Genomic DNA, 26,780 nt, shown 5'->3' with positions numbered 1-26,780 from the left:
ACGCTTAGTTAATAAACGTTATGCGCGTTTATTATTCGATGGCGCTAAGGCTTGTTCTATCGTGGCTTGTAAAAGCGCAATTTTTTCTTGGTTCTCTTGTTGCTCAACTTTCAATTGCTGTTGGGCTTGCAATAAATCGTTAGCTAAATTCAGAGCAGTCATGAGTAATGTTTGTTCAGGTGTGGCAATGGCTTTTGCATTACTTGAGAGGGTTAACCTTTTACTGAGTTCTTCTGCAGCAGACAGCAACGCGGTTTCCTGTCCTGAAGGACAAGCCACTTTAAGCTTACGATCTAGTACATTAATTTCAACTGTTCGTTGACTCATTTTGTCAAAAATCCCAAGGTTAATTAATAATATAGCGCGGTTCCATTGCAATGTTGCACTATAACTAGGCTTTTGTCGCTATGCAAGTGAATGAGGTTAAATGTGACAAATAAATTACTTCAGGAGCAACTTCAGTCATAACATTGTAAAAAATAGTTGCCGAGCCTTATACCATTCCACATAAAGAAGTGATCACTTAGAACAGCAATAGCGACATTAGAATAATCAAAATTTACGAAAATATAGTCATTCTACATTGAGAAAATTTTGAGCAATTATCATGGTGCTCATTTGTTCCCAAAGGGCGATTTTTAAAGGCGTATATGCTGCGTTATTGATTTTGATAAGGGAACAACCATTATCATCAATCAATGCCTTGCCTAAAAGCCTTTAAATTCTCGCTAAGAGATCACTTTCTTATGCGGATTGGTATTACTCTATCGTATATTTACTTTGCTACTCGCTTGGGTATTGTTTGTAGCAGTGATAACATAGCGAGCAATATCTACCTTTATTATAGTTCCTTTATTATGACTGACCATTTAGATGAGCCATCGGCTCTAGATTTTTCGGCTTTACAAGCCATTTTAACCAGTGAAAGTGTTGAAGCGCACGCTAGTGAACTACATGGCGTATTAACGGGATTAATCTGTGCTGGCTTTGCTATAGAAGATAAAAGCTATATTGGCACGCTTAATGACTTATTTAATCAAGGCGATAATTTTCCAAGCCCTGTTAAACTCGCGATAACTCAGTTGTACCTTGAAATCTGGGGTAATGTACTAGACGATACATACGGTTTTAATCTGTTATTGCCTGATGATGATGACTCTATAGCCGAACGAGGTAATGCATTGGGTGTTTGGGTGCAAGGCTTTAACCTTGGTTTTGGTTTGCAACAAAAAAATAGCCCAGTGTTATCTGCTGAAGTTAAAGAAGTGCTTACTGACTTTAGTGAAATTGCTAACCTTTCAGATGAAATGGAAGAAGATGAAGCGACAGAGCAAGCCTACTTTGAAATAAGCGAGTACGTAAGAATATCAGCATTATTGTGCTTTAGTGAACTTGCTACCTTACCAAGTCGTGATGTAAAAAATATACCACAAGGCAAAGATGCAGACAGTAAAACCTTGCATTAATGTGCATTAACTTGCATTAAATTTATCTTATTTCAAATCATTAGTTTAGGTTAAACCATGTCATCAACTACGTTAACAAAATTACCTATCGAAGAATTTCAAGCGCATCGCTTAGCATTCTTTAAGCAAATGCCAAGTAACTCTGTGGCTATTATCTCAGCAAATACTGAGGTGACTCGCAGTAATGATACAGAATATGGTTTTTGCCAAGACAAAAATTTTTATTACTTAACCGGCTTTAATGAGCCTGATGCTTTACTAGTACTTGTTAAAGATGAAAACAATCACTGTGAAAGTATTCTGTTTTGTTTAGCGAAAGATGCATTGCAAGAAGTATGGCACGGTCGAAGAATCGGACAAGAAAAAGCGGTTGCTGACTATAAAGTAGAACATGCTTTTACCTGTGATGAAATAGATTCTTACTTGCCTGATTACATCGATGGTAAGTCGCAAGTATTATTCCCTTTCGCCAACGACGTGTTAACGAGTAAAGTTTTTGGTTGGATAGCCCAAGTCAAATCAACTCTTCGCCAAGGTGGTCACGCACCATCAAATTTATTTGATAGTGCGGTGATAACGAATGAATTACGACTAATAAAATCAAGCAATGAATTAGCCTTGATGCGCCAAGCCAATATTATTTCAGGAAACGCTCACCAAAGAGCGATGCAAAAAGCAGGCGTGGGTAAATTTGAATATCAAGTGGAAGCTGAAATATTACATGAGTTTGCCCGAAATGGCGCACGTTATGCGGCCTACGGCACAATTGTAGCAGGTGGCGATAATGCAAATATTTTACATTACACCAATAATAGTGATGTATTAAACAATAATGAATTATTACTTATTGATGCTGGTGGAGAATTAGACGGGTACGCAGCTGATATTACCCGAACGTTTCCAATTAACGGCAAATTTACCACAGAACAAAAAGCCATTTATCAATTGGTGCTTGATGCGAAAAACCTAGCGGTTAACGCCATTAAGCCAGGCATGTCATTTGCTAAATTAAATGTATTAACGATTGAGTTCTTAACGAAAGGTTTACTTGAGTTAGGCGTGTTGTCTGGTGATTTAACTGCTCTTATTGAAGAAAAGAAGGTTAAAGACTACTTTATTCATGGCTTAGGACATTGGCTTGGTTTAGACGTACATGATGTAGGCGATTACCACGCTAATGCTGAACGTGAACAGCATCGACCTTTTGAGCAAGGTATGGTCATGACTATTGAGCCAGGTATTTATATTCCACTATCTGATCTTAATGTTGATGAAAAGTGGCGTGGTATTGGCGTACGAATTGAAGATAATATTGCCGTTACTGCACAAGGCTTTGAAAACCTAACGCAAGATGCCCCTGATACCATAGATGCCATTGAAGCATTAATGGCAAAGGCAAATAGTTAATAGTAGATCAGATAGAGCGCTTGTTAATGGAACAGTCAAAAGCAAAATACGACGTTATTATCTCTGGTGGTGGCTTATCTGGCTGTTTAATGGCACTGAGTTTAAGTGATCATAAAAAATCTGATGGTAGCTTATTATCAATAGCTGTCATTGAAGCGAATGAACACCAATCAGCCAATGTTAATCAACACACCCCTTTGTTTGATGATAGGGTGCTGGCGTTATCACATGGTAGCGCTCAATATTTACAGCAAGTAGGGGTATGGTCATTACTTGCAGATAAAGCGTGTGCTATTAAAGATATTGATATTTCAGATCGCGGTCACTTTGGCAAGTCTCGTTTAGCAGCAGAGGAGTTTTCGGTAGATGCACTCGGTTATGTTATTGATATGGCGCTCATCGGAAAAGCACTGCTGCAAAAGTTATCTGAAAAGTCGAATGTTACATGGTTCAGTCCTGATTCAATACAAACCATTGAATGGCAAAGCCAATGCGTTAATGTGCAGTTAAATTCGGGTAAATCTCTACATGCACAACTTCTGCTTGCTTGCGATGGTGCTAATTCTGTATGCAGAAAGCAAGCAGGCATAGACGTAGAGCAGAGTGATTATGAACAAGTGGCACTTATCGCCAATGTTTGTACAGAAAAAGCACATCTTAACAAAGCCTTTGAGCGGTTTACTGAACATGGCCCTATTGCAATGTTACCTTTGCCGTTAATCAGTGAGCAAAAAACAAAACAACTAGGTCAAGGGCGCTGCTCATTAGTATGGACTATGACGCCGAGTCAAGCACAAGACATTATCGCATTGTCAGATGAAGCATTTGCTTTGGCGCTTGAACAAGCTTTTGGTTTCTGGCTTGGTGGTGTTACCCACGTGGGTAAGCGCGATGTATACCCATTAGTGTTACTTCAAGCAAAGCAGCAAGTATTTCATCGTATGGCACTTATTGGCAATGCGTCTCATACAATTCACCCTATTGCTGGGCAAGGCTTTAATTTAGGCCTGCGTGATGTTGCTTATATGAGTGAGTTAATAGCTAATGCTTTATCTGAAACAACAAACTCAGTAACAAACGAAAAAGAAGATATTGGCAGCTTTGACTTATTACAGCAATATCAACTTACTCGCACTAAAGACCAACAGCAAGTGATCCAGTTAACAGATTCGTTAGTGACCTTATTTGCGAGCGACTTGCCTCCTCTAGTGGTTGGAAGAAATACCGGATTAAAATTATTTGATAATGTCCCTGTGTTGAAAAAGATACTCGTTAACAAAACGATGGGCTATTAGCACTCAGTCAAAAGAGAAAAACATGCAAAAGTTTGATGTATTAATTGTTGGTGCAGGCATGGTGGGATTAACTTTAGCCCTTGCACTACGTAAAAATAGCCAACTCAATATTGCCATTGCAGATACGCTGCCAGTTTCAGCAATTACTGATGAGCCTGAAATTCGTGTCAGTGCTATTAATATTGCCAGTAAGCATATATTCGAAAATCTAGCTGTCTGGGGTGATATTACAGCAAGCAGAAACCAAGCCTATCAATATATGCATGTATGGGATAAATCGGGTTTAGGTAAGTTAAACTTTTCTATAGATGATATCGATGCCATAGGGACGAATGATCAAGATAGGCAGCTAGGCTGGATCATCGAAAATAAAGTTATTCGCAATGCGCTATGGCATAAAGCAGAGCAAGATGAAGGCATAAGCTTTTTCACAGACAGTAAATTGGCCAACCTCGCTCAAGGAGAAAGTGAAGTTTTCGCCAGTTTTGAAAATAATGCCCAACCTATAATGGCTAACTATGTTGTTGGTGCCGATGGCGCTAATTCATGGGTAAGAAAGCAAATGGATATGGCAATGATCTTCAAAGACTATGATCATCACGCCATTGTCGCGACAGTTAAATGCCCCCAAGGGCATAAAAATACAGCGTGGCAGGTCTTTTTATCAACAGGGCCGTTGGCATTTTTACCTTTAGATGCTAAACACCAAGGGCACGAGTTATGCTCAATTGTTTACTCAACCTCTCCTGATGAAGCAAAACGATTAACTGCCCTAGATGGTGTCGATTTTGCAAAAGAATTAACTGCGGCGAGTGATGGAAAGTTAGGTGCGATTGAATTAATGAGTGACAGAGCAACTTACCCATTAACGATGCGTTTAGTGCAAGAAAGTGTCAAAAATCGCGTGATTTTAATTGGTGATGCAGCGCATACTATTCATCCTCTTGCAGGGCAAGGCGTTAACCTTGGCTTGCTAGATGCCGCTGCGTTAGCACAAATATTCACTGAAAAGGTTGATCAGCAAGCGTTGTTAAAATTTGCTCGTTGGCGTAAAAGTGAAGCCACTGAAATGATTGCAGCAATGGCGGGTATAAAACAAGCGTTTACCCCACAACAATCGGCAGTAAAATTTGTTCGTGGCTTAGGGATGAACTTAGTCAATAATTTACCGTTCGTTAAAAAGCAATTGATAAGCCAAGCACTTGGTTTAAAAGAAGGGTTACCTAAGCTCACTAAAAAATCTAAGTGAGATTGAAGTAACACCTCAATTAATAAAGTAATTTTTAAACGAGTGAAAACAACTCAAAAACCTGACTCTTTAGTCAGGTTTTTGCTTTTAAAATCAATAAATAGCTAAAGAAAAAAGTAGTGTAAAGCGAAGTGAAATTGATTTTGCTGCGCTTTATTTGTTCTCGTCATTTAAAAAAACTCAATAACAGGTAATAATTTCGATAAACCGAAATATAAAAAATATAATTCTGATATTTTAAATAAGTCAGTTTTATATTTTTTAATTATGGCTTTTTCTGTTGAATGAACAGTCGGCTGACGGTATAATTGCTTAACTTTGTCAAATAGAATTGTTGTTAATTAAATGCTAGCGACTAAGCTTCCTAGCCAAGGTGCATTAACCCAAGAATAACAACAGCACACTAAAACATTAGGTGAAAACATGACTAACAAAACTGTACTACATGCAAAACACTTAGAATCTGGCGCCAAAATGGTTGATTTTTACGGCTGGGAAATGCCAATTAACTATGGTTCACAAATTGAAGAGCATCATGCTGTACGTACCGATGCGGGTATGTTCGATGTTTCACATATGACGATTGTTGATGTTCAAGGTAGTGACGCGCAAACATTTTTACGTCGTTTAGTGATTAATGATGTTGCAAAGCTTGCTACACCAGGTAAAGCACTTTACACCGGTATGTGTAATGAAGAAGGTGGCGTAATTGATGATTTAATTATCTATTACTTCTCTGAAACCAATTACCGTTTAGTGGTTAACTCTGCAACGCGTGAAAAAGATTTAGCTTGGATGGCGAAACAATCTGAAGGTTTTGATATAACGATTACTGAACGTCCAGAGTTCGGTATGATTGCTGTTCAAGGTCCTGAAGCAAAAGCTAAAGTTGCTAACTTATTAACACCTGCTGAAATTGTTGCCGTTGAAGGTATGAAGCCTTTTTACGGTGTACAAGTTGGTGACTTATTTATTGCAACAACAGGTTACACTGGTGAAGATGGTTACGAAATTATTGTACCAGATAGCGCAGCAGAAGAATTTTGGGAAAAGCTTTTAAAAGTGGGTGTTAAACCTTGTGGTTTAGGTGCTCGTGATACTTTGCGTTTAGAAGCGGGCATGAACCTTTACGGTTTAGATATGGACGAAAGTGTTTCTCCATTAGCCGCTAACATGGCTTGGACAATTAGCTGGGAACCAGAAGAACGACACTTTATTGGTCGTGAAGTACTTGCTGCTCAACGTGCTGCTGCTGATCAACCTAAACTGGTTGGTTTAGTCTTAGAAGAAAAAGGTGTATTACGTTCACACCAACGCGTTGTTACTGAGTTTGGTGACGGCGAAATAACTTCAGGTACGTTCTCACCAACGTTAGAACACAGTGTTGCCTTAGCACGTGTACCACGTAGCGTAAAAGTAGGTGACACGGTAGAAGTAGAAATGCGTAAAAAATTAGTTAAGGTACAAGTAACTAAGCCTAGCTTCGTTCGAAACGGTAAAAAAGTATTTTAACTTTTTGACGAAAATTTGATTTATATTGCTTTTTTGTCGTATACCTTTGACGAAAAGCAAGTATATACTATGGTTAGTTTTTGACCTTTAAATGAATTTGAAAATATAAAAAAATAGGAACATAAAAATGAGCAACATTCCTTCTGAATTAAAGTATGTTACATCACACGAGTGGGTTCGCAACGAAGGTGACGGTACCGTTACTGTTGGTATTACAGAGCATGCTCAAGGCCTTTTAGGTGACATGGTTTTCGTTGAGCTTCCAGAAGTTGGCGAAACAGTTAGCACAGGTGATGACATTTGTGTTGCTGAATCGGTAAAAGCAGCATCAGACATCTACGCACCAGTAACCGGTGAAATCGTAGAAGTCAATGAAGAATTAGAAGATTCACCAGAGCTAGTAAACTCTGATGCATTCGGTGACGGTTGGTTATTCAAAATTAAACTTGATGACGCTGCCGAACTTGATGCATTACTAGATGCTGAAGGTTATGCTAATTCAATCGACGAAGATTAATCGTTAATTAACAAAATGTTAAAAGCCCTGAACTGAAGTTCGGGGCTTTCTTTTTTTATTTTTAGGTAAACTGTTTTATGACTACTTTATCATTAGATGCTTTAGAGCAAAGACAAGATTTCATTCGCCGCCACATAGGCCCTGATGCAGCACAAACTCAAGCAATGTTAAATGACATTGGCGCTGAGTCGGTTGATGCATTGATTGATGAGATTGTACCTAGCGACATTCGCTTATCACAATTACCAAACATTGGTGAAAGCAAAAGTGAGATACAAGCGCTAACAGACTTAAAAGCGGTAGCAAGCAAGAATAAGGTAAATGACACCTATATTGGTCTTGGTTACTACGGAACTTTAACACCTAACGTAATTTTACGTAATGTGTTAGAAAATCCAGGTTGGTATACTGCGTATACACCATATCAGCCAGAAATCGCTCAAGGTCGTTTAGAGTCATTATTAAACTACCAACAAATGTGTTTAGACCTAACAGGTTTAGACCTAGCATCAGCTTCATTGCTTGATGAAGGTACTGCTGCTGCAGAAGCAATGGCATTAGCAAAGCGTGTAGCTAAAAATAAAAAATCTAACTTATTCTTCGTTTCAGACGGTGTTTACCCTCAAACAATTGACGTTGTAAAACAACGTGCCGAAATGTTTGGTTTTGACGTAATTGTTGCACCATTAGAAGAAGCGGCTGAACACGATATCTTTGGTGCTTTATTACAGTACCCAAGCGCGTCGGGTGAAGTAAAAGACATCAGCGATTTAATCGCTAAAATTCATGAGAAAAAAGCCATTGTTGCCGTAGCAGCTGACATTATGAGTTTAGTGCTACTTAAAGCGCCAGGTGAGTTAGGCGCTGACGCAGTAATTGGTTCTAGCCAACGTTTTGGTGTACCAATGGGCTATGGTGGCCCTCATGCGGCATTCTTCACAACCAGCGATAAATACAAGCGTTCTCTGCCAGGTCGTATTATTGGTGTATCAAAAGATACACGTGACAACCCAGCGCTTCGTATGGCAATGCAAACTCGTGAACAACATATCCGTCGTGAGAAAGCTAATTCAAATATTTGTACTGCACAAGTATTGTTAGCCAACATGGCAGCGTTCTATGCGGTTTATCATGGTCCTCAAGGTTTAAAAACCATTGCTAACCGTATTCACCGTTTAACTGATATTTTATGTTTAGGTACAGCAAGCAAAGGTTTAACAGCAGTTCACGCTAATTACTTTGATACATTAACATTCAACGTTGATAACAAAGATGAAATTGTTACTCGTGCATTAGCGGCTAACTTAAACCTTCGTACCGATGTTGAAGGCCAAGTGTCTGTTTCATTAGATGAAACAACAACGCGTGAAAACCTAGTGACGTTATTTGACGTATTATTAGGTGAAGGTCATGGTTTAGATGTTGCAGCACTTGATAAGCAAATTACTGATTGTGGTCACTCGTCAATTCCAGCATCACTAGTGCGTGAGTCTGAAATCTTAACGCACCCAGTATTTAACTCGTATCACAGTGAAACTGAGATGCTACGTTACATCAAAAAATTAGAGAACAAAGATTTAGCATTGAATCACTCAATGATTTCTTTAGGCTCTTGTACCATGAAGCTAAATGCAACCGCGCAAATGATCCCGGTATCATGGCCTGAATTTGCTAACATGCACCCATTCGCACCAATTGACCAAGCTGTTGGTTACAAAGAAATGATTGACGAATTAGGTGACTGGTTAGTAGAGCTTACAGGTTACGATAATATTTCAATGCAACCAAACTCTGGTGCACAAGGTGAATACGCTGGTTTAATTGCCATTCACAAGTACCACGAAAGCCGTGGTGAAGGTCATCGTAACATTTGTTTAATTCCCGCCTCTGCACACGGTACAAACCCAGCATCAGCGATGATGGTTGGTATGAAAGTTGTTGTCGTTGATTGTGACAAAGAAGGTAACGTTGACATGGCTGACTTAACAGCGAAAGCTGAAGAGTTACGTGATAGCTTATCTTGTATTATGATCACATACCCGTCTACGCACGGTGTTTACGAGAAAACCATTGCTGAAATCTGTAACATCATTCATGACAATGGCGGCCAAGTATACCTTGATGGTGCGAACATGAATGCACAGGTTGGTTTAACATCACCGGGTCACATTGGTGCTGACGTTTCTCACTTAAACTTACACAAAACCTTTGCTATTCCGCATGGTGGTGGTGGTCCAGGTATGGGTCCTATTGGCGTTAAGTCTCACTTAGCTCCATTCTTACCCGATCATGCGTTAATCAATGTAAGTGAAAGCACTAAAGGTAACGGCGCAGTGTCTGCTGCACCATTTGGTAGTGCGGGTATTTTATGTATCTCTTACCTTTACTGTGCAATGCTTGGTAAGCAAGGTGTAACTGATTCAACCAAATATGCCATCACTAACGCTAACTACTTAGCGAAAAAGTTAAGTGCACATTACCCAATTCTTTACACTGGCCCTAATGGTCGTGTTGCCCATGAGTGTATTATTGATTTACGCCCAATTAAAGCGGAATCTGGCATCACTGAAGTAGATATGGCTAAGCGTTTAATGGACTATGGTTTCCATGCACCAACAATGTCGTTCCCTGTTGCGGGTACGTTCATGATTGAGCCAACTGAATCAGAAAGCAAAGCTGAATTAGACCGCTTCATTGAAGCCATGGTTTGTATTCGTGATGAAGTACGAAAAGTTGAAACTGGTGAGTGGACAAGCGAAGACAACCCGCTTCACAATGCACCACATACTATGGCTGACGTAACATCACAGTGGGATCGTGCTTATTCAATTAAAGAAGCGGTTTACCCAGTAGCAGCCGTTGCAGAAAACAAATTCTGGCCAACAGTTAACCGTATTGATGATGTATACGGTGACAGAAACTTAATTTGTTCATGTCCAAGTGTAGATACGTATAAAGACTAGATCATAGGTAGTTGAGTATTAATAAAATAGACAAACTTCGGTTTGTCTATTTTTTTGTCTCGGGATTAGGCTTTTTATTAATTTGTATAATGTTCTAACGGTTTTAATCGTTTTCGGTAGTTGAAAATAAAATGAGTGCAGGTTGGCTCAGACTATCAATAAACGATAAACTAGCAAGCTAGCTAAAGGTTAGTTTTATAGTAAGTGTTAGTATATAGGACAAGTTTTAGTATTACTTTTGAATGCGCAGGTTAAACTTTTTCAGGTATTAAACTTATTTTTTATCGTGTCATTTAAAGGTAAAATTATGTTAAGTCTGATATCTCTTTGGTGTTTATTAACTTTTAAGGTCTTGTAAGTGTTTGATAATCGTTTTGAAAATATTAATTTAAAAGGTGATTTGTTTGGTGGTGTCACAACAGCCGTCATTTCGTTACCATTAGCATTAGCGTTTGGTGTAGCGTCTGGAGCGGGTGCTGAAGCAGGACTTTGGGGGGCAATTTTAGTTGGTTTATTTGCTGCCTTATTTGGTGGTTCAACAAGCTTGATTTCAGAGCCTACAGGGCCGATGACAGTTATTATGACTGCGGTCTTAACAAGCATGATGGCAAAATACCCCGAAACAGGCCTAGCAATGTCGTTCACTGTGGTGATGATGGCAGGTGCGTTTCAAGTATTATTGGGGACTTTAAAACTTGGAAAATACATAACATTAATGCCATATAGTGTTATTTCAGGCTTTATGTCTGGTATTGGTGTTATTCTTATCATTCTTCAATTGTCTCCTCTTTTGGGACACCAAGCCCCTAGCGGTGGCGTAATAGGTACGTTAGCTGAATTGCCAAGTACAATCATGAATGTGCAGTTTGGTGAGTTGTTTTTAGGTATCTTAACGTTAGCTATTTTATTTTTATGCCCTAGTAAGTATAAAAAAATTGTACCCGCTCAATTAATCGCATTAGTTGCAGTAACATTATTTTCTATTCTTTTATTTGATCAAGATTCAATTCGACGGATCGGCGAAATACCTATGGGGTTGCCGTCATTTGTTATACCACACTTCAATAGCGAAATGTTCACTACTATGGTTATTGATGCCTTAGTACTTGGCACGTTAGGTTGTATTGATACGTTATTAACAGCGGTCATCGGTGATTCGTTAACGCGTAAAGAACACAATTCAGATAAAGAGTTACGAGGGCAAGGGCTGGCAAATATGATTGCTGGTTTTTTTGGAGCATTGCCTGGTGCAGGTGCAACCATGGGAACAGTAACTAATATTCAAGTTGGGGCTCGCTCACCTTTATCAGGTATTACTCGCGCTATTATTCTGGCGCTCGTTGTGCTTGTCGCAGGGGGCTTAACAGAGCCAATTCCTATGGCTGTATTAGCTGGAATTGCAGTTTATGTCGGTTTTAATATTTTAGATTGGAGCTTTATTCAACGAGCACATAAAATCAGCCTGCAAGGCATGGTTATTATGTACGGTGTTATGCTATTAACGGTTTTCGTTGATTTAATCATTGCGGTTGGTCTTGGTGTTTTTATCTCTAATATTATGATCATTGAAAGGCTAAGCCGAGAGCAAGAACGTCAAGTGAGAACGATTAGTGATGCAGATGACGATGACGTGCCATTAACACCAAAAGAGCGAGATCTATTAGATAAAACCAATGGCAAAGTCCTTTTCTTATATCTATCGGGTCCAATGATCTTTAGTGTATCTAAGGCCATTTCACGCCAACATTCAAGGGCTTCAGATTACAGCGTGATGATAGTCGATTTAACCGATGTGCCTTTTATTGATGTGACGGTAGGTATTGCAATTGAAAATGCAATTAAAGACGCGCAAGATGCAAACTGTGAGGTTTTACTGCTGTGTCCAAATGAACAAACTCGTCAACAACTGAATAAATTTGACGTATTTAATTTAGTACCTGATGAGAAGACATTTATGTATCGTGATGATGCATTACAAGCGGCACTTGAAAGTATGTCTGATGATGGTGTGAAATCTACTAATAACTTTACGGCTTAACGTTATTTATAAGGAAAAACCATTTATCTTTTATAAATCAGATAGTAAGTAAAGATAATTCATAGGAATTTCACCTATATAAATATATAACGTAGGTACTAAAAACGTTTTGGTACCTACGTTGTTGTTTTGTACTTACGTTTTTAACACCTACTTTTTTAACAGCTAAGTTATCGCTACAAGCAATAGCATTGTTAAAGAGCACTTCATATGCAAACTACTTTTTGATTAGGGTCAAACTTACGCAATAAACATTATCTATTGGTATTAATGAGTGCTTGCTCAAGCGTAGAATAACCTTCTTATTTTTTCAATTATGTTGTTCACATGACCATAGATATTAATAGCCGTTATGGCTTAAACCCCGCACACAGTGAAGTTGTTGATGCATGTAAGGTTATAGCACCATGCGACACCTTAGATATGGGCTGCTCGAATGGCCGAAATGCACTTTATCTTAGCCAACTCGGCTTCAATGTTACCGCTATAGATGCCAACCCGAATGCCATTGAGATGTTACAAAACATCAGTGCAGAGCAGGGGATTACAAATATTAAGGCACAAGTTTATGATATAAACCAAGCATGTCTTAATAATGATTATGGCTTTATCTCTTGTACGGTAACGTTAATGTTTATTGATGCTTCTCGAGTTGATGCTGTGCTTGCTGATATGCAAAAAAACACGCTACCGGGGGGCTATAATCTTATTGTTTGTGCGATGCATACCAACACGCATCCTTGCCCAGTACCTTTTCCATTTACCTTGAAAGAAGGTCAGTTACCTGAAGTCTATAAAGAGTGGGACGTGGTTAAGTACAATGAAGATGTTGGCACTATGCATAATGGCGCTCAACTTCAGTTTGCGACGTTATTGGCGAGAAAGCCTGAATAATATGAGTGCGTATTAATTTTTTCACAAATGATTCACAATATATTGTCAGAGTACTTATAAAGGAATATTTTTCTTGATGCTCTTTTTTAGCTCGTTGTACTTAATTGTATATTGATTAACAAAAAGTTAATATGGCGAGTCTTTAATTGTGTTGACGGTTTATAAATAATCAAGCAACTCATGGATTTTATTAATAATGGAACATAAATAATGTCTTTTCTCAGAAATAACAAACAATCAATGCTTTCGCTCAGTGTCGCGTTAGGTCTCACACTACTTTCAGGCTGTGGTGGCTCAGGCGAATCGACTGGCAATACATTCACTTCACCAGTAAATGGAAATATGGGCCCCACATGGGTTCAAGATGAGTTTCTGTCTTCTAGTAACTTTGTTGCTCAGTGTGAGTCTCCTCGAAGTGGCAGTAGCCCAATAACCAATATTGCCTACCCTGATAAAGCAGGAAGTGAATTACTAGAAAAACATTGGCAACGTGCTTTTAACCATGAAACATATCTTTGGTATAAAGAGGTTATTGATAAAGACCCTGCAAACTATGGCTTAGTTGAATATTTTGACCAACTGAAAACAATGGCGGTAACCGCTTCAGGTACACCAAAAGATCAGTTTCATTGGATGCAGCCAACCAGTGAAGTAGAAGAGCAAACTCAACTTGGTGTCACATACGGTTACGGTATTAGTTTTGACTATCAAAACAATACTGCACCACGAAGCTGGCAAGTTAAAAATGTAACACCTGACACTCAGGCTTTTACTTTAGGCGTTTCGCGCGGCTCTAAACTATTAGAAGTTGATGGTATCGATTTTGTAAACACTACCAGTCAAAGTGATATTAATACTTTAAATGCAGCAATGTTTAGTCGTAATGAAGGTGAAACACATACCTTTAAATTTATTGATATCAACAATGAAGAATATGAAGTGTCATTACAAACGGCTGCTATTTCTGGCAAACCTTTACAGCTTGCGAAAACTATTAACACTCCACAAGGTAAAGTAGGCTATTTATTATTAAACTCTTTTAATAATGCGACAGTAGAAAAAGACTTATTTGAACAGTTTACTGAATTTTCAGCAGAACAAATTACTGATTTAGTTGTTGATTTACGATACAACGGTGGCGGATTTTTAGCTATATCATCGCAGCTTGCTTATATGGTTGCAGGTAATGCTAGCACTAAGAATAAACTGTATGAAACTATTGTTTATAATGATAAAACAGCAAATCAGACCATTCCTTTTCTCGACACAACCATTGATTTACGTCGTTTAATTGGTGGTGATTCTATTATTCAAGAGAACCAACCATTACCGACGCTTGATTTACCTCGGGTCTATGTTTTAACAACAGGCTCTTCTTGTTCTGCCAGTGAATCTTTCATGAATGCCTTAATTGGGGTAGGTGTAGAAGTCATTCAAATTGGTGAAACTACCTGTGGTAAGCCTTATGGTTTTGTCAGTGAAGATAACTGTGGTTCAACCTACTTTACTGTGCAATTTAAAGGTGAAAACCATTTAGGTTTTGGTGATTATGCTGATGGTTTAATTCCGGCTTCATTGCCTGAGGCAGGTAGACAAGACCAAGTACAAGGTTGTCCTATTGAAGAAGATTATTTAAATGCGTTGGGTGATGAACAAGAGCTATTATTATCAAGTGCTTTGTATTATTTAGCGAATAATGCTTGCCCTGAAGTTATACCCACAGTAAAGCAGTTTGCGTCTTCATCTCCTGAGAATATAAACTCGGCAACTAATACACCACTTACTCTAGAGAGCTCTAGTCAGTCACAGCCAAGGCTTAACATTCGCACACCTCTACAAGATGCAATTCTTAATGATGCTTACTTTGACAAGTTTAGAGATGTTAATACCAAAGTAGGTGAGCAATAATGACAACTAAATCTATCTTGTTAATAAGCTTAACTGTGAGTTTACTTGCTGCCTGTTCTAGTAAAGCGAATGAATCAGTAGCAGCTTTACTGCCTGAAAATAGTAGTGTGGCGAGAGCTGAAATTGTTGAAACGGTGAGTAAAGCGTTGGGCGGGATGAATGTTCCTATTGCTCAAGATGTATTTCAAGAGTCGAGTAAATTGTTACTAGCTTCTGCGCCTGTATCGTCACCTTCAGGTGTTAAAGTGTATGCAAAAGAAATGCAACAAGCCTTAGTTTTTGAGTTAAGAAAGCAAGGAGAAAACTGTTTACTTAAACGTACTGATACACAGCAAGAGTGGCCATTAAAAACCAAGTTGTGTATTACAAAATAAGAAATATTGGCTTTGCACAGCAAGGCTGAACACTGTTTGTGGTAATTAAAGGGTTTTTGTCTCGCACTTTATTTAACCGCGCACGTTGATAAAATCAAAGGGCTATTTAAGTTTAAATAGCCCTTTTTTTGCCTTAATAATCAACCTCAGCTCGGGTTAATAGATAAGTTAATCGTTTTAAAATTTTTAGACTTGTGGTTTTAGCAACTCACTAGCTTGATAGTTTTTCTTACTTCAAGCCAAATTCATTAAGAATAGTTATTCTATTGTTTATGAATTTAACACAGAAGTAAGGAAAAATAGCTGCTAGGGAGCTATTTATTATCCCGAGCTGAGGTTAATCAACTTCTAACAATGTTAAATCACCTAAAGGCTTACACTGGCAAGCTAAGGTGTAACCCTGCTCAATCTCATCATGAGAAATTCCGCTAGCACTTATGGGTAACTCAGCGGCTTTACCTGAAACCATCTTGCATTTACAGCTGCCGCAATAACCAGTACTGCATGCATAAGACATGTTTATGCCTTGTTGTTGCGCTATGCTCAATACGTTTTGATTTTCAGCGACAGAAATTGTTTTTGTTTGATTTGAAATCAAATTTATTGTCACTTGATAGCTTTCACCTTAGGGCTTTATTTGCTCAGGAATAAACTGTTCACAGTGGATACTTTCTGGCGCGACACCCAATTGTTGTAAAGTATCAGTAACCATATGGATTTAGGCATTAATTGCGTTTAATCTTGGTATTGTCAACTATGAAGAAGTGATTGAAGGAACGTCACTGCCCCAAGATATAAACTGTGTGCCTTTGTATATAAAGCTAAGTGACGTGCATCGAATTGTTCATCAAGTGGATTTAACCATAAATGATCGGAATTGGTCAGTTGAGTTGGGTGAAAAACTAGGCGTATCTAGTCATGGTGCGGTGGGTGCTGCGGCCTTAAGTGCTGCGGCCTTAAGTGCAGGTACGGTTGGACAAGCCATTGAAACGTTTATTCAATGGTTTTTGCTTCGTTGTAATGTCTATAAATACTCCGTTAGCTATCAGTCAAATTGCGTTGAAGTTAATGTGGTATATATAAGTGGAGATCCATTATTTGAACAAGTATTTTTTAATGCCCCTGCTAGGCCGATTGAAGTGATGATTGAGCAGCTTTATGGCACGTTTGATTGGCATGATATTCAGCTATCGACAAAGCAAATTGCAGCACAAGGCGATTTATTGCAGCATCGCTACAAGTCTCAAATAATATTTGATTGTGCACATAATTCAGTCAAACTCTCGCACAAAATTTGGAATGCACTTAATCCGCTTGCCGATGACGCTGCACATCAAACCCATAGTAATGACTGTAAAATGTTAGCTAAAAGTCAGCAGCAAAACATCAGCATTAAACAGCGAGTGGAAGCTATTATTGAACAGCATTACGCAGATGTTATGGCCGGCCGAAAAGAAACCAATATACCGCCAACATTAATCGTAATATGCGAACAGCTAAATATGACGGAACGCACACTTATTAGGCAATTAAAACAAGCTGATATATCGTAAAAACAAATTTTATCAGCACGTAGGCAAAAATATGCGCTTACTTTACTTAAAAGTGATAGAACAACGAATTAGATAGCAGAGTTACTTGGTTATAGTGATGTTGCAAATTTTTGTCGTGCTTTTAAAGTATGGTTTAGTGAAACACCAACAGACTTTCGACAGCGAACTAAAGAAAAGTGCTAAAGAGCTAAGACTAAAGATAGCTCTCGCAATGTCGTCATTGAGCCCGAATCATTATAACTTGCATGATTTTTTCTTTGTATAGGCCCGATACTTCAGTAAAATAGGTAGTATAGAAAAATAGATAGTACAGAAAAATAGAGAGCTCAGTAAAATAGCTAGTCTATAAAAACTTCATAAAGGTTAATAATGAAACGCGTTGTTTTATATATTTCAGATAAATGCCCACATTGTCGAGAAGCGCAGAAATACCTAGATAATAATGGTATTAAATACAGGTTAACTAATGCGAAAATGCAACGAGGCAGAAAAGAACTTGATGCGATAGGCGCTCGTTCGGTTCCCGCCCTTAAAATAGGCAATGAAGTCATGATTGGCTGGAACCTAAAAACATTTAAGAAACTCTATTTTGACGAGTAAACTGTTGAATTGTTCTTTCAATTATTAGCGCTACAGGAAATTTAACTATGTCAGTAACACCTCAAGAATCTATGGCGAAAGAGCAAGCGTTGATTAATGATTTAGCTTCGATGATCTCAGAAGGACAAAACCCTGCTACTTTAGAAATAGATTTATTGCCTACCATCGATATTTTAAAACAAATTAACCAGCAAGATCATTTAGTCGCATCTGCCGTAGAAAAAGCAATTCCTGAAATTTCTGTTGCTGTTGACTATATCGTTGAAGCCTTTAAAAACGGTGGTCGACTTATTTATATTGGAGCAGGCACCAGCGGCCGTTTAGGTATTCTTGACGCGGTAGAATGTCCTCCTACGTTTTCAGTCAGTGATAAGATGGTGGTTGGCATTATTGCTGGCGGTGAAAGTGCAATATATAAAGCGGTAGAAGGGGCAGAAGATAATAAGTTGTTAGCTATAAAAGACTTAAAACATGTTGCTTTAAATAAAAACGATGTTTTGGTTGGTATTGCTGCAAGTGGTAGAACTCCTTACGTTATTTCAGCCATCGATTATGCTAATGAGCTTGGCGCTGTTTCAGTGTCTGTTACCTGTAATCCTGGGGCACCTATTTTAGCTAATGCTAAGGTTGGTATTTGCGCTGAAGTTGGCCCTGAAGCTTTAACTGGTTCAACAAGGATGAAGTCTGGAACCGCGCAAAAACTCATTCTTAACATGTTAACTACTGCCAGCATGATACGTCGTGGTAAGAGTTATAAAAATTTAATGATTGATGTTAATGCGAGTAATGAAAAGCTGTACGCAAGAGCAAGCCGCATTGTTATGCAAGCCACAGGTTGTAAACATCAAGTTGCGCGTGATGCGTTAGCGCAATCGGGTTATAGCGCCAAGTTAGCCATATTAATGATTTTAACGGGAGTTGATGTGGCGGCTGCAAAAGAACTTATTAGTCATAATGATGGTTTTTTACGTGCCGCGGTTGATGATCATAATACGAGTAAATAATGATGTTTCTCCAGCAAGTTTTTAATCTATCTGCCATTATTAAAAAACCTTTATGTTGGTTAATTTTTCGTGTTGTGGTGGTAACCTCATGTTGCAGTGTGTTACACGTAAACAGCAGTGAAATACAAGTTGGTGCTGAGCAAGCTGAGCATTATTTACCACTTATTGAAGGTAAGCGGGTTGGATTAGTTGTTAATCAAACTTCTCGGGTAAAAAGTCAGCATTTAGTTGATTATTTATTGGCAAAAAAAGTCAATGTTGCGATGATATTTGCCCCTGAACATGGCTTTAGAGGTGACCATGATGCTGGTGAAAAGGTTAGCTCTGGCGTAGATAAAGCGACTGGCGTCAAAGTGTTTTCAATTTACGGTAAGCATAAAAAACCTTCAGCTGAGCTGTTAAAGCAAGTCGATATATTACTCTTTGATATTCAAGATGTGGGCGTGCGTTTTTATACTTATATCAGCTCAATGCATTATATGATGGAAGCCGCAGGCGAAAACAATGTACCTTTTATTGTTTTAGATAGGCCTAACCCTAATGGGGCTTATGTAGATGGACCTATGTTAGAAATAGCTTTTCAATCATTTGTTGGCATGCATCAAATTCCGTTATTACATGGCATGACAGTTGGTGAAATAGCGTTAATGATTAATGGTGAGGGCTGGATAGAGAAAAAGACGGCGTTAACGGTTATTCCCCTAAAACATTATCAGAGAAATAAAGCTTACTCTTTGCCCGTTAAACCTAGCCCGAACTTACCTAATGATGTGTCAATAGCACATTATGCTTCATTAGGCTTTTTTGAAGCAACACCGGTTAGTATTGGCCGTGGTACCGACTTTCCTTTTCAGGTTATTGGTTTTAATAAATTCTCCCTAGGGGGCTTTTCTTTCAAACCTCGTTCTATTAAAGGCGCTGCGAGTTCGCCTAAATTAGAAGGTAAAAACTTAATCGGTCAAGATTTACGTAATGTCACCACTACAGGATTAGATTTATCTTATTTAATTGCTTGGTATCAGTTGTTTAAAGAGCATAATGAAACATTTTTTACTCGAAGCGCCTTTATGGATAAGCTGGCAGGAACTGATCAATTAAGAAAGCAAATTCAAGCGGGCTTATCTGAGCAGAAAATACGTGATTCTTGGCAAAAAGACTTAATTCGTTTTAAAAAACAACGTCAACCGTATTTACTTTATCGATAAATATTGACGATATCGATTATTTTTTATTATCAATTAGTATTTATTGTCGATTTATTCAACTTTGACTCAATAATAACTTTCCCCCGATAACCTATTAGAATAATTAATCAAAAAAATACTGCAAAGTCATTTAATTTGATATCGATCAAATAAATCTAATTGAGAATGATTGGTAATGGCATTAATGTTCTTTGTGCTATTCATTTTCATTTTTTAGGTTTGTTATGAAGTCATTATCTTTGTTGTATATTGCTGGTAGCCTATCGCTATCATCACCTTTGTTGTCATTTGCTGAAGAAGCTGGTGTTGTAAATAACGATGTTGAAGTCATTGAAGTGCGTAGTCTTAGACAAAAGCTAGATCAAGCAGGTCGCTTAAAAGACGTGATTCAAAAAACAGAGGTACTTGATGCCTTAACCATTGAAAATAAAAATGCATTAAGCTTAACTGCCGCAATAAATAACTAACCAGACGTTAATGTCTCGAATGAATGTTCAATGTGTGGTGTAAAATGCATAATGCTTAACGGCATGAAAGAGGAACATACCACATTTTAGTTGACGGCCTACCTACTCATACTTTAATTTCAGGCTTTTATGCCGTTGATGCGATTGCTACAATTTTTGAGCAAACGAAAATTGATAGTGGTGATACACTATCGTTTTATGATGCCAGTGGTGGTTACGATGTAGCTTACATATACGGTGCTTTACATGGTAGAGAAATGTATGCTAGCATCGAAGTAAAACTGTAATTCTGACAAAGCTGTACTTAAAATAACCACTTAAAAGAACACTTGAAAGAGTAACACTTGTTAGAAAATATGCCCCATGTTTAATACGTTTATTAACTTGCTAAAAATAATAACGCTAGTTTTTTTGCTATAGCGTTACTATGCTCTCAAATACCAGCTTTTCAAGCAACTAGACGTTTTTTAAGACAAATAGGCGGCTATCAAGCTTCACCTACTACTTTGATTTTTGACGCGTCTGGGGAGCTAATCGCAAAAAAACGTGGTTTTATCAGCAACGAGAAATTGGCTAAAGCGCTCGATATATTGAGCCAAGGTAAGTGCAAAATATAGCGAGTGTTAAATATAACTAATAGCAATTTAGTTGTAGCCTTTAATTTAATGAAGTTTATATAATTAATTATCAAAACTTTACGCTGTTGCCTTTATGTTATCTATTAAACAATTAACCTTTGAATTAGCCAATCAATCCCAGCTAACTATCGATAAACTTTCTTTAGAGCAAGGAGAGTCGTTGTTGGTATTGGGTGATAATGCCAGTGGAAAGTCTGTGTTGGCTCAAATTCTTGCTGGCGATATTACTGACTATCAAGGAGAAGTTCACTTAACAGAAACCTTTACTACGTTAAGCTTTGAGCTTGAGGCTGAAACCTTAGCCGTAGATCGCTTAAATGATCGCAGTGATTTTATGGAAGAGGGCATTGATCATGGTCGCTCAGCACTTGACGTGATTATTGATGATAAGCCATACCAGAGTGACGACTTAGCTGACGTTACTTCTTTATTAGCCATTGAAAAGTTATTAGAGAAACCTTTTAAGATTTTATCTACTGGTGAAACACGTAAAGTGCTAATGGCGCGGGCGTTAATGCTAAAACCGAACCTTATGCTGCTAGATGAACCTTATGCAGGGTTAGATATTGGCTCTCAAGCACACTTAAGCCATGTACTAAATACTTTAGTTGAGCAGGGCATAAGCATTATTTTATTTGATTTTTATCATCAGAGTTTGCCTAGCCAAATAAACAATTTAGTGTATATGCAGCAGGGTGAAATCGTGTTGTCAGGTAAGCGAGAACAGGTAATTAATACAGAAAAATGGCAACAGGTTAATGAAAATCACTATAGCTTGCCACATCATTTACCTGACTGCTTACAGTATGACAGCCTAGATAAAGACACCCCATTAGTTGCCTTGAACAATGTATCGGTTAGTTTCGAACAAAAGCCGGTATTTAATCACTTAAATTGGTGTTTTGAACAAGGTCAACACTGGCGAATTATTGGTCCGAATGGTTGTGGTAAATCAACATTATTAGCGATGATTTCTGGCGATAGCCCAAAAGCATACGGCAAAGATTTACACTTATTTGGTATTAAACGCGGTAGTGGTGAGTCCATTTGGGATATTAAACGCCACTATGGTGTAGTGAGTGCACAATTACATCGCGATTACCGCGTGTCCACCACGTTAATTCAAGTTGTGCTTTCTGGTTTTTTTGACAGCATTGGTTTGTATGATAGCCCAAGTCGATATCAAGTTAATATTGCCCGCGAATGGCTAGTGCTATTAGGATTAGAGCAACATGAAAATACATACTTTAATCAACTTTCTTATGGTGAGCAGCGTCTTGTGCTAATAGCTCGTGCGGTGGTAAAACTCCCTATGATTTTAATATTAGATGAGCCATGCCAAGGGTTAGATAATCATAATCGCGATAAAGTACTCGCCTTAATGGACTACATTGCGGCGAACAGTAAAACGCATTTAATCTTTGTCAGTCATGATGTTAGAGATCAACTAAGTTGTATTACCCACGAACTTGAGTTTATTGAAGCAGAACATCAGCCAGCTAAGAACAGCATAGTAACAGACGGTTCATTAGGTTATTTTGCTAAGGTCACTGAAAAGCATAGTTAGCTAACACTTTGTAATACTTAATTGATATAGCGCTGATGCACCGGGTGACTGCTCATTGTATAATAGCGCTATTCATATCATCATTTTGCTTTAACAAGGGATTAATTATACTCAATGTCTAGCGAAACGCCCTCAAAACACTCAATAGAAAAGGCATCACAGCTAATATCACAGCAAATGTCGACTCCATGGCTTATGCTGTTTGGTGGTTGGCTAATAGCCACTATTGCAACCTTAAGTAGTTTGTTTTTTAGTGAAATAATTAAATTGCCTGTTTGTTCTTTATGCTGGTATCAGCGTATTGCAATATATCCACTGGTGCTAATTATGCCATTAGCACTATTTCCACTTGATTTGAAAATGACACGATATGCAGGGATACTGACCGCATTTGGCTGGGTTGTGGCATTATTTCATGTACTATTAGTGGCTGGCGTTATTCCTAAAAGCGCTCAGCCCTGTGTAAAAGATATTCCTTGTTCTGAAACACACTTAAACTTATTTGGCTTTTTAAATATGCCAATGATGTCACTACTAACTTTTAGTGTTATTGGCGTATTACTCTTTTTAGCGAGAAACCGAGATCATCATGAATAAAAAAATATTATTTGTTAGCGTTACTGTATTTTTACTTGCCGCCTTTTTTATTGCGGCAACTTATTATCAAAGCCAACTAAGTTCAACAAAAACTGCATTATCAGAAGACGCGTTAGAAAAACTAGTGCGTGTTGGCGCGCCAATGAAAGGTAATGAAAATGCTAAAGTCACCATTGTTGAGTTTTTGGATCCCGCTTGTGAAACCTGTGCGGTATTTTTTCCTTTTGTGGATAAAATAATGAAAAAGTACCCTGAAAAATTAAGGCTAGTTGTGCGTTATGCACCACTTCATAAAGGCTCTGATAAAGTTGTTAGGTTACTTGAGGCAGCACATTTACAAAACCAATTTTGGCCCGCACTAGAGCTGTTATTTGCAAAGCAACAGCAATGGACCCAACACCATGTTGCACAACCTCAAATAGCGAAAGATATTTTGTCGAGTTTGCCCTTAGATCAAAAGAGATTAGCGCAAGATGCTTTTGGTAAAAAGGTGACACAAGCACTAAATGCTGATTTAGCCGACGGTAAAACTTTTAAAGTAAGAGCGACACCAGAGTTTTTTGTTAATGGACGAAAAATGCAAACCTTCGGCTACGAACAACTGTTGCAGTTAATTAATGAAGAGATGGCTAAGCATTACTAATAAATATGATTAATAAAGATTCTCGTTATTTATTAATAACCAGATAGTTTTAAGGGATGAATTTATTTGTAATGCACTATGAAGAGCTGCATTATTTGTGGCTTTTATATAGAGCGATGATTGTTTAGGCAAGTTTGAAGAAAAATAACAAAAACAATGCCTGTATATAAATACAGTTTAGTGATTTTCCTTCTTTCTACAAAGAAAGCGTGCAATTTGCCTCCTTTCACACATCGACCAGTTGCTCGATAAATTTAACTCATTGATTATATGTGTACATTACCTTATCATTTGATTTTTAAATATTTATATAAGGCAAACTTCTTTTTGTGGAAAGAAGGCAATTTGCCTCATAATAAACTGTTAGCTGTTTAAAGAATTCTTTAGTTAAACTGTTATCTTTATTGCTGAATTAATTGTGCAAGTAATCGTAAATTGTAATAGCTCATTATCCTAGCTGCGGTTTTGGAAACAGTGATACTTGTCGCATTAAATTTTCTAAACGCTAGTTTTTGTGTGAGCTGCTCAGCATTGTACACAATCGCTATACTTGTTAAGTAACTAGCGTTATATTAAGTTTCGTTTTTGGTTAAGTGTTTGTAATTACAGCTAAGCTTCAGGCCAAAACAGCTAACAAGGCGTTCAAACGGACTTCCAACAGTTGGCTGTCGTTCGTGCCTCACTATTTTAGCCAACTATTGTAAGCCGCTTAACGCGGCGTTATATGCTTTAAACAATTAGTATTAGAAAAAGTGCTTTCTAGTACGTAGTTTTACGCTAAAACTAGATTGCATCAGCCTTAATAAGCATTGCCTCTTTTACCTTTTTCAAAGGTGGCAATGCTATTAATTTTGTTCTGGCTTTAGTGTGTAGCGTAAAAGCTCACAGTCAGGTTTTTATATTACGGGCAATTATAAGTTCGTGTAGTGTTTGGCTCTACCATCGCTGCATATAACAAGTTGCTCAAACGGACACGTACAGTTTGCTCGCGCTTCGCGCATTTTAGCAAAATGTACTTAGCCGCTTAGCAAAGCGTTAGCAGTATAATCATTTATCAAAACATGGAGTGTTACATGAAAATTCAATTACGGAATCAATCTTTTGCTATTGCTGGCTTGTCAGTTGGACTATTAGCAACATTATTTGGTATTCACATGTCGTCTGCAATAGAATCTACACCTGCATTAATGGGAACTATTTCTGCGGTATGGTGTGCAGTTTCAGCAAGTATTATAGGTGGTCGGGTCAACAACGACGCAGCATCGTAAATACTGCTAACAAGGCAATCAACAGGACAAATAACAGCTTGGCTTTTGCTCCTGCGTCGCTATTTTAGCCAAGCATTATTTGCCCATTATTGTGGCGTTATATTTCATGGAGGATTTCGGTGGATTTCCCAGACTTAGAAACACCCCGGTTAAAGCTTACTAAATTATCTAAAGATGATAGTAAGGCGCTACTCAATGTTTTTTCAGATAAAGATGTCGTCAAGTTTTATGATATAGATGTTTATGATTCGGAAGAGCAAGCTCTAAAATTAATTGAATTTTTTAATTCTCGTTTCCTAGATACTGTAGGTATTCGATGGGCAATTCGCTTAAAAGATACTGGTAAGCTAATTGGAACTTGCGGTTTCAATTCGTGGAACCAAAAAATGAAAAGTGCAGGTATAGGCTATGAATTATCGTCAGAGCACTGGGGGTATGGTTATGCCACTGAAGCCTTAAATAAAATTATTAATACTGCATTTCTAAATGAACTACCTTTTGGTGAGCTTCATAGAATTCAAGGTGATACTATGCTTGGTAACGGCGCATCTGAGTCAGTTCTTTTAAAGCTAGGCTTTAAAGAAGAAGGTATCCGTCGCTCAAGCGGTTATTGGAAAAATGAATATCACGATTTAAAATGCTTTGGCTTATTAAAACCTGAGTTCAATGAAATATAACAAGGCGCTCAAGAACGGACAAAAAACAGTTGGCTTTTGTTCACTACGTTCACTATTTTAGCCAACAATTTTTTGCCGCTTAGCGTGGCGTTAGTTGCCGCAACTTGTTCGAGTAAGTTTATTTATTAAACGTGCGGTATTTCACATTAAAGGTTGGTGTTTGTTTTCTTCCTTTGTTGTTTAAATTTTCAGTTTTACAAAGACGTTTTATATTCTTGGCTACACAGTTTTCGCCTTAGTTTTGCAAGGTAAAAACAATGAGCAAAAGGTGTAAACGGCTCAAAATTCACGGTCGGTGGCTAAGTTGCGGTTTTGTATTTATTGTATCTTCCGCTTATCTCGTGAACATGGTAACTTATTGTAAAGTTAGTGCTTTTAACAATCAGCAACTAACAAGGCATTCAAACGGACTAATAACAGTTGGCTTTCCGTTCGTGCCTCACTCATTTTAGCCAAACTGTCATTAGCCGCTTAATGTGGCGTTATTTGGCAACACGAAATCGAGTTATTATTTTATTGTAAGAACAGTGTTTTCAAGGTTAGCTTGGTGGGTTACGCCTCAGTTTTCGCCTAACCGTTTTAGTGTTTAACGCTAATAGACTTTACGCTTTTTTAAGACACTTTTGCGGTAAAGTCATTAACTTTGTTCTAGCTTTCGTGTTTGGCTCAAAAATCACGGTTTGGTTAGTCGTGTTGCTGGGTGTTTTTTGCTTCTACGGTCGGGCTGCCAAATCTTAAAAGTGCTTGTTATCGTTAGTGTTTATCGCTACCATCAAATAACAAGATAATTCAAATCGGACACGTAACAGTTGGCCATCGCTTCGCGATTATAGCCAATGTTACTTTGCCGTTTAATATAAACGTTATGTACCTTAAGGGAAGTTAGGTGAATGATTCGAAAAGCAGAGAAATCAGATTACGAAGAAATGGATTTTGTA

General features: G+C 38.0%; 23 protein-coding genes. 21 read left to right on the top strand and 2 right to left on the bottom strand.

Annotated features, from left to right (window positions below; all coding sequences use genetic code 11):
- Positions 1 to 18: 18 nt before the first annotated feature.
- Entirely contained in the window at positions 19 to 327 is a 309-nt protein-coding gene (locus D1094_RS00115; protein WP_118958660.1) for a cell division protein ZapA, read from the bottom strand.
- Positions 328 to 857: 530 nt separating this feature from the next.
- On the opposite strand from D1094_RS00115, the gene D1094_RS00110 reads away from it, so the two are divergent.
- From D1094_RS00110 to D1094_RS00060, 11 genes are all read left to right on the top strand, one after another.
- Entirely contained in the window at positions 858 to 1,466 is a 609-nt protein-coding gene (locus tag D1094_RS00110; RefSeq protein ID WP_118958659.1) for a UPF0149 family protein, read from the top strand.
- Between the two features lie 57 nt (positions 1,467 to 1,523).
- A complete protein-coding gene (pepP, locus tag D1094_RS00105) occupies positions 1,524 to 2,873 on the top strand; it encodes a Xaa-Pro aminopeptidase (RefSeq protein ID WP_118958065.1) in 1,350 nt (449 codons plus the stop codon).
- Positions 2,874 to 2,899: 26 nt separating this feature from the next.
- On the top strand, positions 2,900 to 4,168 hold the full coding sequence (gene ubiH / locus D1094_RS00100; protein ID WP_118958064.1) for a 2-octaprenyl-6-methoxyphenyl hydroxylase: 1,269 nt from the start codon (positions 2,900 to 2,902) through the stop codon (positions 4,166 to 4,168).
- A gap of 22 nt (positions 4,169 to 4,190) precedes the next feature.
- On the top strand, positions 4,191 to 5,417 hold the full coding sequence (locus D1094_RS00095) for an FAD-dependent monooxygenase (protein ID WP_118958063.1): 1,227 nt from the start codon (positions 4,191 to 4,193) through the stop codon (positions 5,415 to 5,417).
- Positions 5,418 to 5,840: 423 nt separating this feature from the next.
- Positions 5,841 to 6,929 carry a glycine cleavage system aminomethyltransferase GcvT gene (gene gcvT / locus D1094_RS00090; protein ID WP_118958062.1) on the top strand — a complete coding sequence of 363 codons (1,089 nt, stop codon included), beginning with the start codon at positions 5,841 to 5,843 and terminating at the stop codon, positions 6,927 to 6,929.
- A 127-nt stretch (positions 6,930 to 7,056) separates the two neighbouring features.
- Positions 7,057 to 7,446, top strand: a complete 390-nt coding sequence (gene gcvH / locus D1094_RS00085; RefSeq protein ID WP_118958061.1) for a glycine cleavage system protein GcvH — start codon at positions 7,057 to 7,059, stop codon at positions 7,444 to 7,446.
- Between the two features lie 77 nt (positions 7,447 to 7,523).
- Positions 7,524 to 10,409: an aminomethyl-transferring glycine dehydrogenase gene (gene gcvP, locus D1094_RS00080; protein ID WP_118958060.1), complete on the top strand. Its 2,886-nt coding sequence runs from the start codon at positions 7,524 to 7,526 to the stop codon at positions 10,407 to 10,409.
- A 358-nt stretch (positions 10,410 to 10,767) separates the two neighbouring features.
- Complete coding sequence (locus D1094_RS00075; RefSeq protein ID WP_118958059.1) at positions 10,768 to 12,447, top strand: SulP family inorganic anion transporter; 1,680 nt, start codon at positions 10,768 to 10,770, stop codon at positions 12,445 to 12,447.
- Between the two features lie 327 nt (positions 12,448 to 12,774).
- Positions 12,775 to 13,341, top strand: coding sequence for a tellurite resistance methyltransferase TehB (gene tehB, locus D1094_RS00070; protein ID WP_118958058.1), 567 nt, complete (start codon positions 12,775 to 12,777; stop codon positions 13,339 to 13,341).
- Between the two features lie 210 nt (positions 13,342 to 13,551).
- Positions 13,552 to 15,249 carry a S41 family peptidase gene (locus tag D1094_RS00065; RefSeq protein WP_118958057.1) on the top strand — a complete coding sequence of 566 codons (1,698 nt, stop codon included), beginning with the start codon at positions 13,552 to 13,554 and terminating at the stop codon, positions 15,247 to 15,249.
- The gene (locus tag D1094_RS00060; RefSeq protein WP_118958056.1) at positions 15,249 to 15,623 is read left to right on the top strand and encodes a hypothetical protein; all 375 of its coding nucleotides are present in this window, start codon (positions 15,249 to 15,251) and stop codon (positions 15,621 to 15,623) included. The genes D1094_RS00065 and D1094_RS00060 overlap by 1 nt, the downstream gene beginning before the upstream one ends.
- 337 nt (positions 15,624 to 15,960) lie before the next feature.
- Here D1094_RS00060 and D1094_RS00055 read toward each other — a convergent pair whose 3' ends face one another.
- The gene (locus D1094_RS00055; RefSeq protein WP_118958055.1) at positions 15,961 to 16,233 is read right to left on the bottom strand and encodes a 2Fe-2S iron-sulfur cluster-binding protein; all 273 of its coding nucleotides are present in this window, start codon (positions 16,231 to 16,233) and stop codon (positions 15,961 to 15,963) included.
- Positions 16,234 to 16,426: 193 nt separating this feature from the next.
- On the opposite strand from D1094_RS00055, the gene D1094_RS00050 reads away from it, so the two are divergent.
- From D1094_RS00050 to D1094_RS00005, 10 genes are all read left to right on the top strand, one after another.
- Positions 16,427 to 17,176: a hypothetical protein gene (locus D1094_RS00050; protein ID WP_118958054.1), complete on the top strand. Its 750-nt coding sequence runs from the start codon at positions 16,427 to 16,429 to the stop codon at positions 17,174 to 17,176.
- A 369-nt stretch (positions 17,177 to 17,545) separates the two neighbouring features.
- Positions 17,546 to 17,776 carry a glutaredoxin family protein gene (locus D1094_RS00045; RefSeq protein ID WP_118958053.1) on the top strand — a complete coding sequence of 77 codons (231 nt, stop codon included), beginning with the start codon at positions 17,546 to 17,548 and terminating at the stop codon, positions 17,774 to 17,776.
- A 47-nt stretch (positions 17,777 to 17,823) separates the two neighbouring features.
- Positions 17,824 to 18,780, top strand: a complete 957-nt coding sequence (murQ, locus tag D1094_RS00040) for an N-acetylmuramic acid 6-phosphate etherase (RefSeq protein ID WP_259337770.1) — start codon at positions 17,824 to 17,826, stop codon at positions 18,778 to 18,780.
- 2 nt (positions 18,781 to 18,782) lie between these two features.
- The gene (locus tag D1094_RS00035; protein WP_118958657.1) at positions 18,783 to 19,985 is read left to right on the top strand and encodes an exo-beta-N-acetylmuramidase NamZ domain-containing protein; all 1,203 of its coding nucleotides are present in this window, start codon (positions 18,783 to 18,785) and stop codon (positions 19,983 to 19,985) included.
- Between the two features lie 224 nt (positions 19,986 to 20,209).
- The gene (locus tag D1094_RS00030; RefSeq protein WP_118958052.1) at positions 20,210 to 20,452 is read left to right on the top strand and encodes a hypothetical protein; all 243 of its coding nucleotides are present in this window, start codon (positions 20,210 to 20,212) and stop codon (positions 20,450 to 20,452) included.
- A 711-nt stretch (positions 20,453 to 21,163) separates the two neighbouring features.
- Positions 21,164 to 22,657, top strand: coding sequence for a molybdate ABC transporter ATP-binding protein ModF (gene modF / locus D1094_RS00025; RefSeq protein ID WP_118958051.1), 1,494 nt, complete (start codon positions 21,164 to 21,166; stop codon positions 22,655 to 22,657).
- Between the two features lie 114 nt (positions 22,658 to 22,771).
- On the top strand, positions 22,772 to 23,254 hold the full coding sequence (locus tag D1094_RS00020) for a disulfide bond formation protein B (RefSeq protein WP_118958050.1): 483 nt from the start codon (positions 22,772 to 22,774) through the stop codon (positions 23,252 to 23,254).
- Positions 23,247 to 23,897 (top strand): thioredoxin domain-containing protein, encoded by a 651-nt coding sequence (locus tag D1094_RS00015; protein ID WP_118958049.1) that lies wholly within the window; start codon positions 23,247 to 23,249, stop codon positions 23,895 to 23,897. Before D1094_RS00020 ends, D1094_RS00015 begins: the two co-directional genes overlap by 8 nt.
- A 1,073-nt stretch (positions 23,898 to 24,970) precedes the next feature.
- On the top strand, positions 24,971 to 25,165 hold the full coding sequence (locus tag D1094_RS00010; protein ID WP_118958048.1) for a hypothetical protein: 195 nt from the start codon (positions 24,971 to 24,973) through the stop codon (positions 25,163 to 25,165).
- A 119-nt stretch (positions 25,166 to 25,284) separates the two neighbouring features.
- Entirely contained in the window at positions 25,285 to 25,842 is a 558-nt protein-coding gene (locus tag D1094_RS00005; RefSeq protein ID WP_118958047.1) for a GNAT family N-acetyltransferase, read from the top strand.
- The last annotated feature ends 938 nt before the right edge of the window (positions 25,843 to 26,780 follow it).

The sequence above is a fragment of the Colwellia sp. RSH04 genome (genome assembly GCF_003545765.1).
Taxonomy (GTDB): domain Bacteria; phylum Pseudomonadota; class Gammaproteobacteria; order Enterobacterales; family Alteromonadaceae; genus Colwellia.
The sequence above is the reverse complement of the archived record's forward strand: the minus strand, read 5'-3'. Positions and strand labels throughout refer to the sequence as shown.

Coding starts and splice junctions, on each gene's coding strand:
- D1094_RS00115 (WP_118958660.1), bottom strand. CDS start 327: ATGAGTCAACGAACAGTTGAAATTAATGTACTAGATCGTAAGCTTAAA.
- D1094_RS00110 (WP_118958659.1), top strand. CDS start 858: ATGACTGACCATTTAGATGAGCCATCGGCTCTAGATTTTTCGGCTTTA.
- pepP (WP_118958065.1), top strand. CDS start 1,524: ATGTCATCAACTACGTTAACAAAATTACCTATCGAAGAATTTCAAGCG.
- ubiH (WP_118958064.1), top strand. CDS start 2,900: ATGGAACAGTCAAAAGCAAAATACGACGTTATTATCTCTGGTGGTGGC.
- D1094_RS00095 (WP_118958063.1), top strand. CDS start 4,191: ATGCAAAAGTTTGATGTATTAATTGTTGGTGCAGGCATGGTGGGATTA.
- gcvT (WP_118958062.1), top strand. CDS start 5,841: ATGACTAACAAAACTGTACTACATGCAAAACACTTAGAATCTGGCGCC.
- gcvH (WP_118958061.1), top strand. CDS start 7,057: ATGAGCAACATTCCTTCTGAATTAAAGTATGTTACATCACACGAGTGG.
- gcvP (WP_118958060.1), top strand. CDS start 7,524: ATGACTACTTTATCATTAGATGCTTTAGAGCAAAGACAAGATTTCATT.
- tehB (WP_118958058.1), top strand. CDS start 12,775: ATGACCATAGATATTAATAGCCGTTATGGCTTAAACCCCGCACACAGT.
- D1094_RS00065 (WP_118958057.1), top strand. CDS start 13,552: ATGTCTTTTCTCAGAAATAACAAACAATCAATGCTTTCGCTCAGTGTC.
- D1094_RS00060 (WP_118958056.1), top strand. CDS start 15,249: ATGACAACTAAATCTATCTTGTTAATAAGCTTAACTGTGAGTTTACTT.
- D1094_RS00045 (WP_118958053.1), top strand. CDS start 17,546: ATGAAACGCGTTGTTTTATATATTTCAGATAAATGCCCACATTGTCGA.
- murQ (WP_259337770.1), top strand. CDS start 17,824: ATGTCAGTAACACCTCAAGAATCTATGGCGAAAGAGCAAGCGTTGATT.
- D1094_RS00035 (WP_118958657.1), top strand. CDS start 18,783: ATGTTTCTCCAGCAAGTTTTTAATCTATCTGCCATTATTAAAAAACCT.
- D1094_RS00030 (WP_118958052.1), top strand. CDS start 20,210: ATGAAGTCATTATCTTTGTTGTATATTGCTGGTAGCCTATCGCTATCA.
- modF (WP_118958051.1), top strand. CDS start 21,164: ATGTTATCTATTAAACAATTAACCTTTGAATTAGCCAATCAATCCCAG.
- D1094_RS00020 (WP_118958050.1), top strand. CDS start 22,772: ATGTCTAGCGAAACGCCCTCAAAACACTCAATAGAAAAGGCATCACAG.
- D1094_RS00015 (WP_118958049.1), top strand. CDS start 23,247: ATGAATAAAAAAATATTATTTGTTAGCGTTACTGTATTTTTACTTGCC.
- D1094_RS00010 (WP_118958048.1), top strand. CDS start 24,971: ATGAAAATTCAATTACGGAATCAATCTTTTGCTATTGCTGGCTTGTCA.